The organism is Emticicia sp. TH156, assembly GCF_002855535.1.
In the GTDB taxonomy this organism is placed as follows: domain Bacteria; phylum Bacteroidota; class Bacteroidia; order Cytophagales; family Spirosomataceae; genus Emticicia; species Emticicia fluvialis.
Genome location: NZ_PKRS01000017.1, coordinates 1 through 17,230, shown reverse-complemented (window position 1 = coordinate 17,230; position 17,230 = coordinate 1). Strand labels below are relative to the sequence as shown.

Here is a 17,230-nt window from a genome sequence, read left to right as displayed (position 1 = left end):
GGGGGCTTTTTATACTGGCTTTTTTCTAATTAATCCGCATTTAATTGCCATTCGGGTGGGTACCATTACCGGCAGTTTTGTTCATAGGGTAGGGGCTGTTTTAAAAACACCCGGTTAACAACATAAAGAATAGGGGTATTACGTAGCCATAATCTTGCCTGTCGTGTTTAATGTACGCTGTATAAAACTATTGCAGGGATGCGTAAGATTTACAACGGCACAAAGCCACAAACAAAAAAAGCAGCAGATAAAATCCGCTGCTTTTCTAACCATTGCTACTAATCTAAACCACCTATTATTAGTCAATATCTTTCTGAATATCATCTATTTTCTGGTTCAGTTTTTTCTTAAACTCTTTCCAGTCTTGTTTCATATCGCTTCTGATTTCCTTAAGAGAACTATCAAGGTCGTTAAGCTCCTCTTTTAGTTTTTCTCTTCTTTCTTTCCATCTGTCTTTTTCTTTTTCTGAGGCCGATTTAACTTTTGCCTCCGCCTCATCAATCTCTTTTTTTAGTTCTAATCGCTGCTTCTCAATTTTAGCAGCCATTTCATCTTTCTCACGTTTAATGTCTTCAGAAGTCTGATTAACACCGTCTTTAATGTCATCGGCAGTTTTTTCAGCTTCGGCTTCTACTTTGTCCTGGGTATCCTGGGCGGTATCTGCTACTTCTCTTTTTTCATCTCTTGAGCAAGAGGTAAAGCCTATGGTGCCGATAGCAAAAAGGGCACAAGCCAGCATAACTTTTGTTTTCATTGTTCAGTGTGTATAATTTAGATATGTATTTTACTAATAGTATCTGATACGCTGTGGAGGTTAAAAATGGAAACCCACAGTAGCCTGAAACAAATTGCCTTTGGCGGCAAATTTGCTGGCCGTGGCAGCATCTTTATATTTTACATCAATAATGTCGTTTACATTACCTTCGTAGCGAACATCAAAGTTGATTTTTCCGATATCAAAACCTACACCTGCCTGATACCCCAATACCGCTTTCTTGAATACCTCATCGGTACTTTCTCCGCTGGCTTCTTTAATTGCTTCGCCAAGGTTGCCGTCGTTACCGATATTAAAAGAGGCAATAGGGCCTGCATTGATTCTTAGCACATTACCCAGTTTAAAACCGACAAGTAAAGGGAAATCTAGGTTGGTCATTCTGAAATCGACAGTTGTGGTGCTGTTGTTATTGTTGTTGAACATTTCATACTTGCCGCCTTTCTGAGAAATCAGAATCTCCGGTTGTAAAAAGAACGTTTTACCAAATCTTAAAAATACACCACCTGTAAAACCAAAGGCTCTGTTTTCGTTGTTTCTGAAATTAAAAACAGTATTGCCAGATGTAATCGATAAGTCGTTTCCTCTCACTTGCGATAGATTGGTTCCCAGCCTTAAACCCGCCGTGAAACCCTTAGTTTGCGCAAATGCTGATGCACTTATTAAAGAAACAAATGCCAATGCAATAATTTTTTTCATACCGTGCTTAAATTTATTAATTGTTAAATGGTTACTATCCCAGTCAAAATTAATATGCCAAGTTTGTATGTGGCTTATTATGAGTACTTTATGAAAAACGAGCACTTGCATCTGGGGAAAACCCTCTACAATATGAGCAAGCCGGTAAGTGGGTTAAGGCAATTTTTATTTGTTTTTTTTCTGGTTGTTACCTTTTTTCTTGAATAGCGCTTTTACGCCATCTGTGGTTTCACTGATGGTCTCAACAATTTCTTTTTCAATTTTATTGGCTCTGTTGCGCTTCTCTTCCATCCTGGTAGCGCTGCTGGCGGGTTCGCCCATTAAAAAGCCATAAGGTTGTAAATCGGGAACCGAGTCAAAAACAACTTTTATAATGGCAATAATGGGTAGGCACAGGGCCATGCCGGCAATACCCCAAAGGCTGGCGCCCATCAGCAAGCCCAGAATAGCCGCCAGTGGGTTAATGCTGATTTTAGAACCTACAATATTGGGGGTTATAAAGTTGCCTTCAAGCATTTGCACGGCAAAAAAAGAGGCCGCAACACCCACTGCATACATGGGTGAGTCTTTTGTTACCAGTGCAACAACAATAGGAAGAAGTGAGCCAATGAGAATACCGATATAAGGAATAATTAGCAAAATTGCCGCCAGGAAACCAAAGAAGATGGCGCCTTCAATACCCAGCAGAAGCAAGCTGATGGTATTGAGCGTGCCAACAATAATGGTTACAATAATAACACCAGATAAATAACTATGAATGACATCATAAATTTTAACCAGTATCTCGTTTACCCGGTCTTTGTTGGTAGACTTAAACACCTTAAAGAAAAACTCTTTGAAGAAATCGCGGTAAAGCAATAGAAAAAACATATACACCGGCATGATAGACATGTTGCCGATCATGTTTGATGTAGTAGAAAGCGCGGTACCCACCACTGCACCACCCTGATTAATAATCTGGTCGGTATAATTGTTAAGTTGGTCAACCTGGGTTTCCATCGACAAATCAAATTTTTTCGATGTCCAGCTTAGCAGATTCTTATATGCCAGTTCAACTTTTGATATCAACTGTGGAATCATCTTTGAGAAACCGCGTACCTGTGTAGAGGCCAGATACACGATGGCCGCTATAAGCACAACAAATAAAACCAGCGTAATTGTAATGGCAAGCACCCGGTTTACTTTCCGCTTTTCGAGCCAGTCACAGACAGGGAAGAGTAGTATAGACAGAATGATGGATATAATAAATGGCACCAATACGGCTTCCAACACACTTAACCAATACACAATAATGGTAATTGAAAGTAGTGCAAGCGGTAGTTTCAAGTTAAATGGTAAACGTTGTGGAGGCATGAAAACAAAGTTTTATAGTTTACTAAATTAAACAAAAACTTATGCCAACTGGTTTTTGAAGCAGCAAAACAAAAAGCAGGTTTCAAATAAAAGTTTGAAACCTGCTTTTTAGTTAATCGCTTATTATTGTTTGGCTATGTCGCCAGTGCCATTTTTGGCATCTTTTTTAAGGCTTTCGTCCGCTACAATAGCCAGTTCTACCCTGCGGTTTTTATCACGGCCGCTTTCTGTGGTATTATCAACCAAAGGAGTAGATTCCCCATATCCAATTACCGACATCCTGGTGCGTTTCACACCATTGTTACTTAAAAAACCAGCAACTGCATTGGCGCGTTTTTCTGATAACTTCAGGTTGTAGTTTTCAGCACCCACGTTGTCAGTATGGCCGCCAACCAGAATATTGGTATCGCCATACTCCTTCAGTGTTTCCGAAAGTTTAATGAGGTTATCTTTTGAAGCCTGTGTTAATGTGTACGAGTCAAAGCCAAACAATATACCCGACTTCATGGTAAGTTTAATACCCTCGCCTACACGCTCAACTTCAGCTACACCTTCCAGGTCTTTTTTCATTTTAGCAGCCTGTTTGTCCATATAACGGCCAATGAATACCCCGGCAGCACCGCCAACCGCCGAACCAATAATGGCATAAACAGCCGGGTTTTTACTCTTGCTGCCAATAGCCGCACCGGCGGCAGCACCTGTACCTATGCCTATAATAGCGCCTTTTTGTTCGTTTGTTAATTTCTTGAATGAATTACACGAGATAGTAGAACTCAATAGTATGGCTCCACAGAGCGATACTGCAAGGCCTCGCTGAAAAACGGATTTAGTGTGGTTCATGACATTTAGAATTTTATGAATCTTCAATGTCTGTTAAAGAAATGTGCCAGATTTATACGGTGGCAATGCAAAAGGTTGATAGGTAGCGGTTTAAGCGTGAGCTTAATGTGCTTTAAATGTTTATGGGTCGATAATTTCCTGTATTGAACTGTGTAAAATATGCTACAACTAAGGTCTAGGTTATTTTTTAAATTTTTTTTCATACCTTTAAGGCGTAATTTATTGCCTCTGAAATTTAATACTTCACTCCTCGATAGTCTGCTGCCTGATATTGCTTAATACCAATATACCGGCACAATTTAAGACAAGTTCTCACTTGTTCTGATCTTTTCTTTTATCCAAATAAAGACTATCAATCATGTTTTATATTCAATCTGAGCGTTTAAAGCTCATCCCTTTAAATTTACATCATTTAAGTATATATCAGCAATCAGACACACTGGCGCTAGAACTGGGCCTTGCTTCAGTAAGCATTGCTATGGAGCCTTTATTCCTGAACGAGTTTGACGATGCCCTGCAAAACTTCTGGATCCCCTCGGTTGAGAAAAACCCACAGCATTACCAGTGGTTTACCAACTGGCTTATGGTGTTGAAAGAAGAAAATGTGGGAATTGGAGGCATTGGTCTTACCGGATTACCTAATGAAAATCAGGAGTCTGAGGTGGGCTATGGAATAGGCCAACAATACAGAGGGAAAGGCTATGCTACCGAAGCCCTGGTGTGTATCAGCCAATGGGCTTTTATGCATCCCAAGCTGCATACAATTGTAGCACATACGCCTGTCGACTTGCTTCATTCGCAAAGAGTTTTGCAAAAAGCAGGTTTTCAATCGGTTAGGGTAGAGAATGAACTGCTAAGGTGGGAGCTGAAACGAAATACCTGAGCTGGCCTAACTAAAATAAAACCATAGGTTTTTGCCGGCATACCATATCATAACCAGGCAAAGGGCTACTTTCATAACGATTCCCACCAGAAAACCTATAAAAGACCCGATAGCAGCTTTGGTGGCTTGTTCAGAAGTTGAACCCGCAAGGAGTTCGCCAACCAATGCGCCAACAAATGCACCGATAAAGATGCCAAAGGGGCCAAAGAATAAACCAATGAGCATGCCAAGCATACTACCCCAGGACCCATACCTTGAGCCACCGAATTTTTTGGTGCCCCAAACGGGCACGTAGTAGTCGAGCACTGTTACTACAAGCGTAAGCAAGCCCAGGGTCCAGAGCAGGTTTTCGCTGAATTGGGCAAATCTGGTAAAATGCAAAGCAACAATGCCTGCAAAGCTGAGCGGTGGGCCGGGCAATGGTAAAACGGCCCCCGCAAGGCCAATCAGCAGGCAGACAATGGCAACAGTTAATAGTACAATGTCCATGTTTTCAGAGGCTTATGTGAACAAACAAATGTATTGCTTTTTGTGTTGGCCCCCCATTTTTTAATAAGCATTATTAACCATTTATCAAATAAGTAATGAGTCAGATGTCTCAAACAAGGGCAGAAATGCCGCAGGGAGCAAACAAGGTGCTTGACCGCCGTACCGTTGAAAACAGCTTTTCGTCACTGATTCCACTGCTGCAAGAAGGTATGTCAGTGCTGGATGTAGGCTGTGGCTCGGGCAGTATTACTGCCGGTGTAGCCAGGCAGGTAGGGCCAAATGGTAAAGTAGTTGGAATCGATTTCAGCGAACACCTCATTAATATGGCCACAAAAAATTATGCCACTCTGAGCAATCTGTCGTTTGAAGTGGCAGATATAAACACGTACAACCCTGACCACAAATTTGATTTGGTAATAGCGGCCCGAACCTTGCAATGGGTGAGTAACCCGGCAGAGGTAGTTTCAAATATGGTAAATCTATTGAAGCCCGGCGGGCGAATTTCTATACTTGATTATAACCATACCCGAATAGAATGGACACCACAGCCACCGCAGTCAATGCTTGATTTTTATGAGGCATTTCTCAACTGGCGGGCCGATGCCGGTTATGACAACGCCATTGCTGATAATTTACCCGCTATTTACAAAGACCTGGGTCTGGATTCAGTCACAATCGTTGAACAACATGAAATGAGCAGGGTTGGAGAGGCTAGTTTTAAAGGTGATGCAGAAATCTGGTCAGTGGTAGCAGAAACACGTGGGAATCAGGTTGTGAAGGATGGGTTTATTTCAGAAGAGGTTCGGCGGAAAGCAATCCAGGATTATAACACCTGGATTGCTGACAAAGCACAGGCCATGAAATTGTATCTGCTGGCCATTGAGGCTGTTAAGCCTTAGCTAAAACTTTATGCAGGGCTTCTAAAAAGATGTCGGCCTCTTTGGTTGTAAGGGCAAGGCTGGGGAGCAACCGCATGGTGTGTTTCCCGGCTACACCCGTAAATATTTTATGGTCAAAAAGCAGAGAATTCCTGATAGGGTCAACCGGTTGTTCAAACTCAATACCTATCATTAATCCTTTGCCGCGTAGTTCTTTTATTCCCTTAAACTGCTTCAGGTTTTCAAAGAAATAATCGCCCACGGCTGCGGCATTCTGTACCAGTTTTTCTTTTTTTATAACGTCAATTACTGCATTGGCAGCTGTACAGGCCAGATGATTACCTCCAAAGGTTGTACCCAGCATGCCATGCTTGGCCTCAAACCTGGGCGATATAAGAATAGCCCCGATCGGGAAACCGTTACCCATGCCTTTGGCTGTTGATATAATATCAGGTTTCACACCACTGTATTGAAAACTGAAAAACTTACCCGAGCGGCCGTATCCACACTGTACACTGTCGTGTATAAAAATGGCTCCTGTTTTATCACAAGCCGTGCGTATGGCTTTCAGAAACGCATCGCTAGCCACCTGAATACCACCCACACCCTGAATGCCCTCAACAATTACCGCGCAGGTTTCATTGTCAATGGCTTTCTTTACCGCTTCCACATTGTTAAACGGCAATATCTGCACGTGGTCTGCAAAGTTAAGGGGCGCCTTTATTGAAGGATTGTCGGTTACGGCCACAGCGGCAGACGTACGGCCATGAAACCCTTTGGTAAAGGCAATTACTTTTTTACGTCCATTATAAAAAGAAGCCAGCTTCAATGCATTCTCGTTAGCTTCAGCGCCAGAGTTTACCAGAAACAGGTAATAATCTTTCAATCCTGAAATTTTACCAAGTTTATCTGCCAGTTCTTCCTGCGACGGAATTTTAACAGAATTTGAATAAAAACCAATGTTTTTTAATTGTTGTGTAAGCCTTCGGACATAAACAGGGTGCGTGTGGCCTATTGAAATAACGGCATGACCACCATATAAATCTAAATACTCCTGTCCGTTCTTATCCCATAGATAAGAACCCTGAGCCTTTACCGGCTCAATGTCATAAAGGGGATACACATTAAAAAGCGTCATTTGAAATTGGTTTTTTTAAGATAATGCGGCCTTTTTACAGCCTATTTTAAATGAGCTGGCAAAGTTCTCAATTTATTATGAAAAATCAGGGGAAAATCGAAAGATTATGACAGGCAACTACTAAAAATATGCTGTGGATAAGTGTGTTGGTATGTGGATAACTCGCGCCGGTGCGGTTGATGCCCCAGAGTTTTAAGTCGGCAGGAGAACGTAGAAATAAGCTCATCCACCAAAAGAAAAAGCCCGACAAATGAAATGTTCAGGCTTTTTCTCTTATAACTAAATGAAATACGATATAATAACGTGTTACAATTGATTTTATTGTGGTTGAGAATAATTATCAAATAATTTGTCAAAAACTCTATTTTTATATGTAGTTTTAGTAAGTAAAGCCTTCTTTTACCTGGCAGGTACATTACTAAGTTGTATGTTCTATGAGGCAATCAGTTATTTACGAAGTTACCATTCAATACATTGGTACATTGAATGATGTCAGAAAGCGGGAACCATTTACAGTCTATTTCTCTAATCTTAAAAGAGCTATTGAATGTGTGCAGACCAATCTGGCTATAAATGGCTGGGAGCAAAAGAAGGTCAATTACACGGCCGTTTATAGAGCATTGAAATCAAAAAACAAATTTGTGTGTGACTTTGACGCTATGAAAACCAAATTCTTTCAGGTAGTTATTATTCCCAAAACACTTAACCCGAAGCTAACCACCCTGGGGATAGACGAATACCCGACACTTAAAAAGTGATAATTTCTGATTGTGGGCAGTAGGCATCTTACCTAAGAAAATAAATTGTTTAACTTTTTGAAAACAAAATTAAACAAACTAAGTTTATACAATTAACAATGCAATAACCGGTATTTCTGAATGAAAAAAGCTGTAGTAATAGGGGCAGGATTTGCGGGGTTGTCAGCAGCAACCAAACTGGCTGACGAAGGTTACGAAGTGGTAATACTTGAAAAAAACTCAATGGCAGGCGGGCGTGCCCGTATTTTTGAAGAGAAAGGCTTTATGTTCGACATGGGCCCCAGCTGGTATTGGATGCCCGACGTATTTGAACAATATTTTGCTACCTATGGTAAGAAGGTTTCTGATTACTATAATCTGGTAAGGCTTAACCCGTCATACAAAGTGATTTTTGGACCGGAAGACGACATTGACCTACCGGCCAATCTGAACGAACTGAAAACACTTTTTGACACCATAGAACCCGGGAGCAGTAAAAAGCTGGAAGCATTTTTGGAAGAGTCGAAATACAAGTATGAAGTTGGCGTAGGAGAGTTTGTCTGGAAACCCAGCTTGTCGATTACCGAATTTTTTGATTTTCGGCTACTAACCAAAGCCCTGAGCCTTGATTTATTTGCCTCGTTTGGCAAGCATATCCGAAAGTTTTTCAACAGCAAAAAGCTCCTGCAGTTAATGGAGTTTCCGATTCTTTTTCTGGGAGCCACGCCACAAAACACGCCTGCTTTGTATAGTTTAATGAACTATGCAGAAATAGCGCTGGGTACCTGGTATCCGATGGGGGGTATGCACGAAATTGTAAAAGCCATGGTGCAACTGGCTGAAGAAAAAGGTGTGGGTATCCACCTGAACGAAGAGGTAACGCAGATTGTAGTTCAGAATGGTATGGCTCAAAAGGTAATAACCAAAACCGGCCGGTATGATGCAGATGTAGTAATTGGTGGCGCAGACTACCACCATATAGAAACAAACCTGCTGGATAAACCCTACCGGAACTACAGCGATAGCTATTGGCAAAGCCGTACAATGGCTCCTTCTTCGTTGCTCTTTTATCTGGGTGTAGATAGAAAGATTGATAAGCTGATACATCATAATTTATTTTTTGATGAAGACTTTAACCAGCATGCCAGAGAAATATATACTAGTCCGCAATGGCCTTCAAAGCCGTTGTTCTATGTTTCGGCGCCCTCAAAGACTGATGCCTCAGTAGCACCGGAAGGTTCAGAGAATCTGTTCATTCTTATTCCCATCGCCCCAGACCTGGAAGACAATGAAACCGTGCGTGAGAAGTATTACGATATGGTAATGGCACGGCTTGAAAACTACGTGGGGCATAACATAAAAGAACACGTGGTATATAAACGCAGCTTTGCCGTGAGCGATTTTAAAAGCGAATATCACTCGTTCCGCGGAAATGCCTATGGGTTGGCCAATACCCTGCTGCAAACGGCGTTTCTGAAACCGAGTTTAAAAAATAAAAAGGTGAGGAACCTCTACTACACGGGTCAGCTGACAGTTCCCGGGCCGGGTGTTCCTCCATCTTTAATTTCGGGTCAGGTAGTGGCCAATGAGGTATTAAAAGAGTTTGGAAAAGCTCAAAAAGAAGTTTCAATTGCCTAATATAGATTTTACCCAACCTTTTAACAGACCAAAATATGTTTAGTTTGTTTGAAAAAACCACCTTTGCCTGTAGTAAGCTCATAACCAAATACTACAGTACTTCATTTACACTGGGTATACAAACACTTAGCCGTAAATTTCATGACCCTATCTACGGAATTTACGGGTTTGTAAGATATGCTGACGAAATTGTTGATACTTTCCATGATTTCGACAAAAAGACTTTGCTTGACCGATACCGCCACGAAACCTATTTAGCCATAGAAGAAGGCATCAGCCTCAACCCTGTTTTGCATTCTTTTCAAAAAGTAGTAAAGCAATTTAAAATTGAGCAGGAGTTGATAGACGCATTTCTTGACAGCATGGAAATGGACCTTTCTAATACCGCCTACGACAATAAAAATTATAACAAATACATTTATGGTTCGGCCGAGGTAGTGGGCTTGATGTGCCTGCGGGTGTTTTGTGAAGGAGACGAGCCGATGTATGAAAAACTGAAAGACCATGCCCGCAGCCTGGGTGCGGCGTTCCAGAAAGTGAATTTTCTGCGAGATATGCAGAGCGATTTTATGGAAAGAGGGCGGGTGTATTTCCCGAATGTAGATTTCAGCGAATTTGGCGTTTCGGCCAAAACACAAATAGAGCAGGATATCCAGAAAGATTTTGATGATGCCTACATTGGTATAATGGCACTACCATCTGGCGCCAGAAAAGGCGTATACCTGGCCTACTGCTATTATCTGAAACTCTTTGGCCGTATCCGTAGTCTTTCTGCTGCCCGGATTCAACAGGAACGAATACGCGTACCTGGTACAATTAAACTGGCTCTTCTAGCCAAAACCTGGGTGCAGAGCGGCTTTAATGTCATCTGAATTTAACCTCAATACTCTGCTTGCCGGTTAATAAGCCGGCAAGCTTTTTGTTGTCTTATACTTGGGTAATATGTGATTTTTTTTCTACTTTTGCTCACTTATCCTCAAACTAAGCTACTTTTTATGGTATTTTGTGTGAAGGATTGATAATGAGATACTTAATAGAAAAACGCATATACACATGAAGTTTGTTGTTTCCTCATCTGCTCTGCTCAGACACCTTTCTACCATCAATGGTGTCATTGCCAGTAACCCGATAGTTCCTATTCTTGAAAACTTTTTGTTTCAGCTTGACAAGGGCAACTTAATGGTAACGGCTTCAGATATGCAAACGGTTATGATCACCGAATTTGAGGTTGATTCTCGCGATACCGGATCTTTTGCTGTACCCGCCCGCCTTTTGCTTGATACCCTGAGAAGCCTTCCTGAACAGCCGGTTCAGATTAATGTTGACGAAGAGACCTTCGGCACCGAACTCGTAACCGCCAATGGCCGTTATAAGCTAGCCGGTGAAAACCCGATGGATTTTCCTCGTGTGCCACAGGTCAACAGAAATTTCAGTATTGAAATGGACTCAGACATACTGGGTACAGCCATTGCCAATACTATCTTTGCCACCAGCACAGACGACCTCCGCCCTGCCATGACCGGCGTATTCGTTCAGGCTTCAGACAAAGCCACTACCTTTGTAGCGACTGACGGACACCGATTGATACGATACCGACGCACAGATATTACTTCGCCTAACAGTACTTCAATGATTCTGCCGCGCAAGGCGCTTAACCTCCTGAAGTCTTCTTTGCCGGGTGAAGTATTGCCTGTAAAGGCTGAATTCAGTAATTCGAATGCTTTTTTTAGTTTTGGCAATATAAAAATGATTTGCCGCCTGATAGACGAGCGTTTCCCTGATTACGAAAACGTTATCCCTCAGAACAACCCTAATAAATTAAAAATTGAGCGCACCGAATTGTTGAGCACCCTGAAACGTATTTCTATTTACTCAAATAAAACTACGCATCAGATTCGCCTTAAAATATCACAGAACGAGCTGGTTATTTCGGCAGAAGACCTGGATTATTCAAATGAGGCAACTGAAAAGCTGGCTTGTGAATATGACGGCGACGACATTGAGATTGGTTTCAATGCCAAGTTTTTGATAGAAATGCTCAACAATCTGAGCGTTAAGAATATCTCACTTGAAATGTCACAGCCGAATCGTGCCGGTCTGATTATACCTGTAGAAAAAGTTGATAACGAAGATACCTTGATGCTTGTAATGCCGGTAATGTTAAATACATACGCATAAGCCGCTAATTGATATGCAAAAGCCCTATAAGCCAGTAATGGTTTGTAGGGCTTTTACTTTTTTGATTCAGTATTCTAAAACCGTCAGTAATTGTGAACAAGATAAGCAATTTTTTCTCTCGTATCGGTCTCGACTGGTTTTTAGGCGCCATTATTCTGATGGTTGTCCTGGCCTATTATTTCCCTTCTTTTGGCATTATGCAAGAGCCTTTTTCCTTAGAAGAACTAGCCAATTATGGAGTGTCGGGCATTTTCTTCTTTTATGGGCTTAAGCTAAGTATAGATAAACTTAAGAAAGGCCTGGCCAACTGGAAAATGCACCTCGTAATTCAGCTTACTACTTTTGTATTGTTTCCACTCATCGCATTACTGGTAAAGCCCTTATTTAAAGGAGCAGATACAGAAAATCTCTGGCTCGGAATTTTCTACCTCGCGGCTTTGCCATCTACGGTTTCATCATCTGTTGTCATGGTTTCAATGGCCAACGGTAATGTGCCTTCGGCCATTTTTAATGCCAGTATATCAAGTCTGATAGGCTTGTTTATGACGCCGCTATGGGTAGGTATTTTTGTTGCTGCCGATACCGGCGGTTTTGACACCCAAAGCATCGTTATCAAACTTTGCCTGCAGGTATTATTGCCACTGGTAATAGGTCTGCTGCTAAATAAGCGCCTGGGCTGGCTGGCTGATAAACACAAAACCGCTCTGAAGAACTTCGACCAGTCTATCATTCTGGTCATTATTTATACCTCTTTTTGTAAGTCTTTTGCTTTGAATCTGTTCAGGCATTTATCGTTTATTGAGCTCATTCTGTTGATGGCCGGTTTGCTTGGCTTGTTCTTTGCAGTTATTATCATAACCCGCTTTATTGCTAAATTGCTGGGGTTCGATATGGCCGATACCATTACAGTGATGTTCTGTGGCTCAAAGAAATCGTTAGTACACGGCACTGTCATGTCAAAAGTGTTGTTTACCCAAAGCATTATTATTGGTATCATTCTTTTACCGCTCATGGTTTATCATGCTTTGCAGCTGATTGCCGCCAGCATAATGGCTCAAAAGTTTGCGAAAGCACAGCAATAAAAAAAACGCCTGTCATCCGGAAAATGACAGGCGTTTGTATATTAAATCAGGCCTTAAGCTGGCTTGATGTATTTTAAGCAACTGTTGAAGCAATGCTTGCTCCCAGATATTCGCGGTTTAAACGCGCTATGTTTTCAAGCGAAATCTCTTTCGGACACTCAATGGCACAGGCACCGGTATTTGTACATGCTCCAAAACCTTCTGCATCCATTTGCGCTACCATTTTAATAGCTCTTTCTTCACGCTCAGGTTGTCCTTGAGGTAAAAGAGCCAGTTGCGAAACTTTGGCAGATACAAAAAGCATGGCAGACGCATTTTTACAAGCCGCTACGCAAGCGCCGCAACCGATACAAGCTGCAGCAGCAAATGCTTTATCTGCATCTTCTTTCGGAACCGGAATAGCGTTCCCATCCTGCGCGTTACCGGTATTAACAGAAATATATCCGCCAGATGCAACAATACGGTCAAGCGCACCTCTGTCTACAACCAGGTCTTTTATAACCGGAAAAGCCATTGCTCTCCAGGGTTCAACCACAATGGTATCGCCGTCTTTAAAGCTACGCATATGTAACTGGCAAGTGGTAACGCCTTCAAGCGGGCCATGAGGGCGGCCATTGATATACATTGAACACATACCACAGATACCTTCGCGGCAGTCATGGTCAAAGGCAATCGGTTCTTTTCCTTCAGAAACCAGACGTTCGTTCAGTACGTCAAACATTTCAAGAAAAGACATGTCTTCTGATATACCACTCACGGGGTAGGTTTCAAGGCTACCGTTAGTTTTTGAATTTTTTTGTCTCCACACTTTCAGTGTGAGGTTCATATTACCTTCTGACATAAAGTAAATATTTTAAATTCACCCCTGCCGGGGCAAAGGGTTATTTATAACTACGTTGCGCAATTTTAATGTTTTCGTAAACCAGCGGTTCTTTATTCAAGGTCCATTGGCTTTCTCCAGCATATTCCCATGCGGCTACATACATATAGTTTTCATCATCACGAAGCGCCTCACCTTCTTCGGTTTGGTATTCCTCGCGGAAGTGTCCACCGCAAGACTCGTTTCTGTTAAGGGCATCAAGGCACATCAGTTCACCTAATTCTATAAAGTCGGCTACACGTCCGGCTTTATCCAGTTCAGGGTTAAACTCATCAGCGTCACCCATCACGCGTAAATCAGACCAGAATTCTTTTTTCAAAGCTCTTATTTCCTCAATCGCTTCTTTCAGGCCTTGCTCGTTACGTGCCATACCACATTTATCCCACATGATTTTACCCAGGCGTTTATGGAAAGACTCAGGTGATTGTTTACCTTTAATATTCAAAAACTTATTTATTCTTTCTTTTACGGCGTTTTCTGCTTCCACAAAAGCAGGATGGTCTGTCGGAATAGCTTTCGTCCGTATTTCTCCAGAAAGATAGGAGCCAATCGTGTACGGAATCACAAAGTAACCATCAGCCAGACCCTGCATCAGCGCCGAAGCACCCAGGCGGTTAGCACCGTGGTCTGAGAAATTCGCTTCGCCAAGAGCATATAGTCCGGGTACGGTGGTCATCAGGTTATAATCAACCCAAAGGCCGCCCATGGTATAGTGAACAGCCGGATATATACGCATCGGAACCTCGTATGGGTCTTCACCGGTAATCTGTTTGTACATATCAAAAAGGTTACCGTATTTCTCTTTTACTACGGCTTTACCCATCAAGGTAATTTCCTCTTTTGATGCGTGATGCAACCCTCTTTTATTGGCTTCAATTTTACCGTATCGCTCAATAGCCGAGGCATAGTCAAGATAAACAGCCATTTTAGAGGCACCTACACCATAGCCGGCATCGCAACGTTCTTTAGCAGCACGAGAGGCGATGTCGCGCGGTACAAGGTTACCAAAAGCCGGATAACGGCGCTCAAGGTAATAGTCTCTTTCTTCTTCAGGTATATCGTTGGCAGCGCGTTTGTCATCTTTTTGTTTCGGAACCCAGATACGTCCGTCATTTCGCAATGACTCCGACATCAGCGTCAGTTTTGACTGGTGGTCGCCTGATACCGGAATACAAGTAGGGTGAATCTGCGTAAAGCAAGGGTTGCCGAAGTAAGCACCTTTTTTATGGGCTTTCCAGGCTGCCGTAACATTGCTGCCCATAGCATTGGTTGAGAGGTAGAAAACGTTTCCGTATCCACCTGTACATAACAATACGGCATGCCCGAAATGGCGTTCCAACTCACCGGTAACCAGATTCCGGGCAATAATACCACGGGCTTTACCGTCTATCATTACCACGTCAAGCATTTCATGGCGGCTATACATGGTTACTGTACCAATACCTACCTGGCGTTCTAAACCAGAATAAGCTCCCAGCAACAATTGTTGGCCTGTCTGGCCGGCAGCGTAAAATGTACGTTGTACCTGTGTACCACCAAATGAGCGGTTAGAAAGCAACCCACCGTACTCACGGGCAAACGGAACACCCTGCGCCACACATTGGTCAATGATATTACCAGACACCTCAGCCAGACGATGCACGTTAGCTTCTCTGGCGCGGTAATCGCCACCTTTTATGGTATCATAAAACAGACGGTAAACCGAGTCACCGTCATTCTGATAATTCTTTGCTGCATTTATACCACCCTGAGCCGCAATAGAGTGTGCTCTGCGGGGTGAATCCTGAAAACAAAAAGCTTTTACTTTATAACCAAGCTCGGCTAGCGTTGCTGCTGCTGAAGCGCCAGCCAGACCTGTACCCACTACAATTATTTCTATACTGCGTTTATTGGCAGGATTCACCAGCGACACAGTAGAACGATATTTTGTCCATTTTTCCGCTAAAGGAGTTGCGGGAATTTTGGCATCTAATTTATTGGACATATCAGTATATCAATTAGTCTGAGAATCAATTACCCATTAAGTGTTTTACATAAAAGAAAACTGGCATTGCCGCATAACCGATAGGAATAAGGATGGCAAAAATCCAGGTACTGATAAATCTTACCAGTGGCGTGTATTTGGGGTGGTTCCAGCCCAGTGTCTGAAACGCACTCTGAAACCCATGATACAAGTGGTAAGCCAGAGCAATCATACCTACAATATAAAGTATAACAAGCAAAGGATTCTGGAAAGCCACTGAAACTACTTTATAGAGGTCTTTCACAATTACCAGGTGCGTTCCTGTTTCCAGATCACTTATTTCAACCTTTTTAACCTCCTGTGTGTACGTAGAAGGCATTTCACTGGCTGCTACTTCTCCTGTTCTTACGTCTTCAACATATTGTACATAAGGAAGCGGCTCATTGTGATATTTATACCAGAAGTCACCCATGTGAACAACAATATAAACCAATAGAACAGTTCCTAAAATAGCCATGTTGCGGCTGGACCACGACGAAGAATTTCTTACAACAGCGTATCTTACAGGGCGAGCCTTACGGTTCTGATACTCAAGGTACAATCCCCAGAAAGCGTGAAATAAGATGAAAAAATAGTTTAAATAAGAAATAACCTTGATAGGAGGAAACGAGGTCATGAAGACAGCATAAGTATTGAAACTATAACCGCCGTCTTTTTTGAAAAGCTGTAAATTGCCCGAAAGGTGTACTACAAGAAAAGTACAAAGAAAAAGACCGGTCAACGACATCAGAACCTTTTTCCCTATAGAGCTTGATAATGTTTTTGTAAGCCAAGACATACTTTATTCCAGTTTGAAAACTAAAGGTTCAACTATTTTGCTATTAAGTAAAAATACTTAGAAAAGTACAATTACATTTGCGGGTCAAAAGTAAGCCACAAACTATTTAGAATCAATAAAAATAAAGCCCTTTTTTTAAAACAGGCATTTACTGTGGCAAGGGCTGGTTTTTATTCGGAATGATTTCATAATACTAAACCTTTCAGATACAACGAATAAGTTTTTTTTTCGTTTATATTTACGGATAATCCTAAATGCGAGCTCATGAAAGCATTGAAATTCTCTTTTTTTTCTGTTATTTTCAGTTTTTTTGCAATCTCACAGGTACAGGCCACACACTTACGCGCAGGTGAGATAACCGCAAAAAGAATTTCATCAACTACCCTAACTTACAGAATCACTTTAACTACTTATACCGACCAGATAAACGGTGTGCAAGCCAACGATGCCGCCAATACGTCGCAGTTTTCTTTTGGCGTAACCGGGGTACCTCTTTTTGAGGTTAAACGCAGAAAGAAGTTTCTGATTAATTCAGGGACCATGTGCAACGTTTACGACACCACCTATACCTTTCCCGGTCCGGGTCGTTACACCATCTCCTGTGCCATCACCAACCGAAACGCCAACACAGTTAACCTTCAGGGCCCAACCGACCAGATTAGTTTTTTTGTAGAAACCACTATCGTGGTGAACGGGGCACTGGGTCTGAACAATACGCCGGTTCTGCTGAATATTCCGGTAGATACAGCCGGAGTAGGCAGAAGATTCATCCATAACCCGGGTGCATTTGATGCCGACGGCGACAGCCTGGCTTACCGTTTAACGATGCCCAAAAGAGGGAGAACGGATGGGTCGAACGGTG

16 protein-coding genes and 1 pseudogene are annotated in these 17,230 nt (G+C 42.2%); 8 read left to right on the top strand and 9 right to left on the bottom strand.

Annotated elements, in window-relative coordinates; all coding sequences use genetic code 11:
• Positions 1 to 298: 298 nt before the first annotated feature.
• The 4 genes from C0V77_RS22050 to C0V77_RS22035 form a co-directional block, all read right to left on the bottom strand.
• A complete protein-coding gene (locus C0V77_RS22050) occupies positions 299 to 754 on the bottom strand; it encodes a hypothetical protein (RefSeq protein ID WP_101728563.1) in 456 nt (151 codons plus the stop codon).
• Between the two features lie 60 nt (positions 755 to 814).
• Positions 815 to 1,471, bottom strand: coding sequence for a porin family protein (locus tag C0V77_RS22045; RefSeq protein WP_158237991.1), 657 nt, complete (start codon positions 1,469 to 1,471; stop codon positions 815 to 817).
• A gap of 165 nt (positions 1,472 to 1,636) precedes the next feature.
• Positions 1,637 to 2,824 (bottom strand): AI-2E family transporter, encoded by a 1,188-nt coding sequence (locus C0V77_RS22040; RefSeq protein WP_101728561.1) that lies wholly within the window; start codon positions 2,822 to 2,824, stop codon positions 1,637 to 1,639.
• A 123-nt stretch (positions 2,825 to 2,947) separates the two neighbouring features.
• Complete coding sequence (locus C0V77_RS22035; protein WP_101728560.1) at positions 2,948 to 3,664, bottom strand: OmpA family protein; 717 nt, start codon at positions 3,662 to 3,664, stop codon at positions 2,948 to 2,950.
• A 358-nt stretch (positions 3,665 to 4,022) separates the two neighbouring features.
• Here C0V77_RS22035 and C0V77_RS22030 point away from each other — a divergent pair, with 358 nt between their 5' ends.
• On the top strand, positions 4,023 to 4,547 hold the full coding sequence (locus tag C0V77_RS22030; protein ID WP_101728559.1) for a GNAT family N-acetyltransferase: 525 nt from the start codon (positions 4,023 to 4,025) through the stop codon (positions 4,545 to 4,547).
• A 6-nt stretch (positions 4,548 to 4,553) separates the two neighbouring features.
• Here C0V77_RS22030 and C0V77_RS22025 read toward each other — a convergent pair whose 3' ends face one another.
• Positions 4,554 to 5,036, bottom strand: coding sequence for a DUF456 domain-containing protein (locus C0V77_RS22025; RefSeq protein WP_101728558.1), 483 nt, complete (start codon positions 5,034 to 5,036; stop codon positions 4,554 to 4,556).
• Between the two features lie 104 nt (positions 5,037 to 5,140).
• Here C0V77_RS22025 and C0V77_RS22020 point away from each other — a divergent pair, with 104 nt between their 5' ends.
• Complete coding sequence (locus C0V77_RS22020; RefSeq protein WP_229236348.1) at positions 5,141 to 5,935, top strand: methyltransferase domain-containing protein; 795 nt, start codon at positions 5,141 to 5,143, stop codon at positions 5,933 to 5,935.
• On the opposite strand, the gene C0V77_RS22015 is transcribed toward C0V77_RS22020, so the two are convergent.
• Positions 5,925 to 7,052 carry an aspartate aminotransferase family protein gene (locus tag C0V77_RS22015; protein WP_101728556.1) on the bottom strand — a complete coding sequence of 376 codons (1,128 nt, stop codon included), beginning with the start codon at positions 7,050 to 7,052 and terminating at the stop codon, positions 5,925 to 5,927. The two genes, C0V77_RS22020 and C0V77_RS22015, sit on opposite strands and share 11 nt — an antisense overlap.
• Before the next feature lie 434 nt (positions 7,053 to 7,486).
• On the opposite strand from C0V77_RS22015, the gene C0V77_RS22010 reads away from it, so the two are divergent.
• The 5 genes from C0V77_RS22010 to C0V77_RS21990 all read left to right on the top strand — a co-directional run bounded on the left by C0V77_RS22010 (position 7,487) and on the right by C0V77_RS21990 (position 12,687).
• On the top strand, positions 7,487 to 7,810 hold the full coding sequence (locus C0V77_RS22010) for a hypothetical protein (RefSeq protein WP_101728555.1): 324 nt from the start codon (positions 7,487 to 7,489) through the stop codon (positions 7,808 to 7,810).
• Positions 7,811 to 7,930: 120 nt separating this feature from the next.
• Positions 7,931 to 9,427, top strand: coding sequence for an NAD(P)/FAD-dependent oxidoreductase (locus C0V77_RS22005; RefSeq protein ID WP_101728554.1), 1,497 nt, complete (start codon positions 7,931 to 7,933; stop codon positions 9,425 to 9,427).
• A 35-nt stretch (positions 9,428 to 9,462) separates the two neighbouring features.
• Positions 9,463 to 10,299: a phytoene/squalene synthase family protein gene (locus C0V77_RS22000; protein ID WP_101728553.1), complete on the top strand. Its 837-nt coding sequence runs from the start codon at positions 9,463 to 9,465 to the stop codon at positions 10,297 to 10,299.
• A gap of 181 nt (positions 10,300 to 10,480) precedes the next feature.
• Positions 10,481 to 11,605, top strand: coding sequence for a DNA polymerase III subunit beta (gene dnaN / locus C0V77_RS21995; RefSeq protein WP_101728552.1), 1,125 nt, complete (start codon positions 10,481 to 10,483; stop codon positions 11,603 to 11,605).
• A gap of 92 nt (positions 11,606 to 11,697) precedes the next feature.
• Positions 11,698 to 12,687 carry a bile acid:sodium symporter family protein gene (locus tag C0V77_RS21990; RefSeq protein ID WP_216824462.1) on the top strand — a complete coding sequence of 330 codons (990 nt, stop codon included), beginning with the start codon at positions 11,698 to 11,700 and terminating at the stop codon, positions 12,685 to 12,687.
• 73 nt (positions 12,688 to 12,760) lie between these two features.
• Here C0V77_RS21990 and C0V77_RS21985 read toward each other — a convergent pair whose 3' ends face one another.
• Genes C0V77_RS21985 through C0V77_RS21975 form a run of 3 tightly spaced genes read right to left on the bottom strand, consistent with a single transcriptional unit; the run spans position 12,761 to position 16,368 of the window.
• Complete coding sequence (locus C0V77_RS21985; RefSeq protein WP_216824463.1) at positions 12,761 to 13,513, bottom strand: succinate dehydrogenase/fumarate reductase iron-sulfur subunit; 753 nt, start codon at positions 13,511 to 13,513, stop codon at positions 12,761 to 12,763.
• 55 nt (positions 13,514 to 13,568) lie between these two features.
• On the bottom strand, positions 13,569 to 15,551 hold the full coding sequence (locus tag C0V77_RS21980; RefSeq protein ID WP_101728550.1) for a fumarate reductase/succinate dehydrogenase flavoprotein subunit: 1,983 nt from the start codon (positions 15,549 to 15,551) through the stop codon (positions 13,569 to 13,571).
• Positions 15,552 to 15,576: 25 nt separating this feature from the next.
• Positions 15,577 to 16,368 carry a succinate dehydrogenase cytochrome b subunit gene (locus C0V77_RS21975; protein WP_101728549.1) on the bottom strand — a complete coding sequence of 264 codons (792 nt, stop codon included), beginning with the start codon at positions 16,366 to 16,368 and terminating at the stop codon, positions 15,577 to 15,579.
• A gap of 264 nt (positions 16,369 to 16,632) precedes the next feature.
• Between C0V77_RS21975 and C0V77_RS21970 the strand changes: the two are divergent.
• Positions 16,633 to 17,230: pseudogene (locus C0V77_RS21970) on the top strand (gliding motility-associated C-terminal domain-containing protein); the annotation flags it as partial.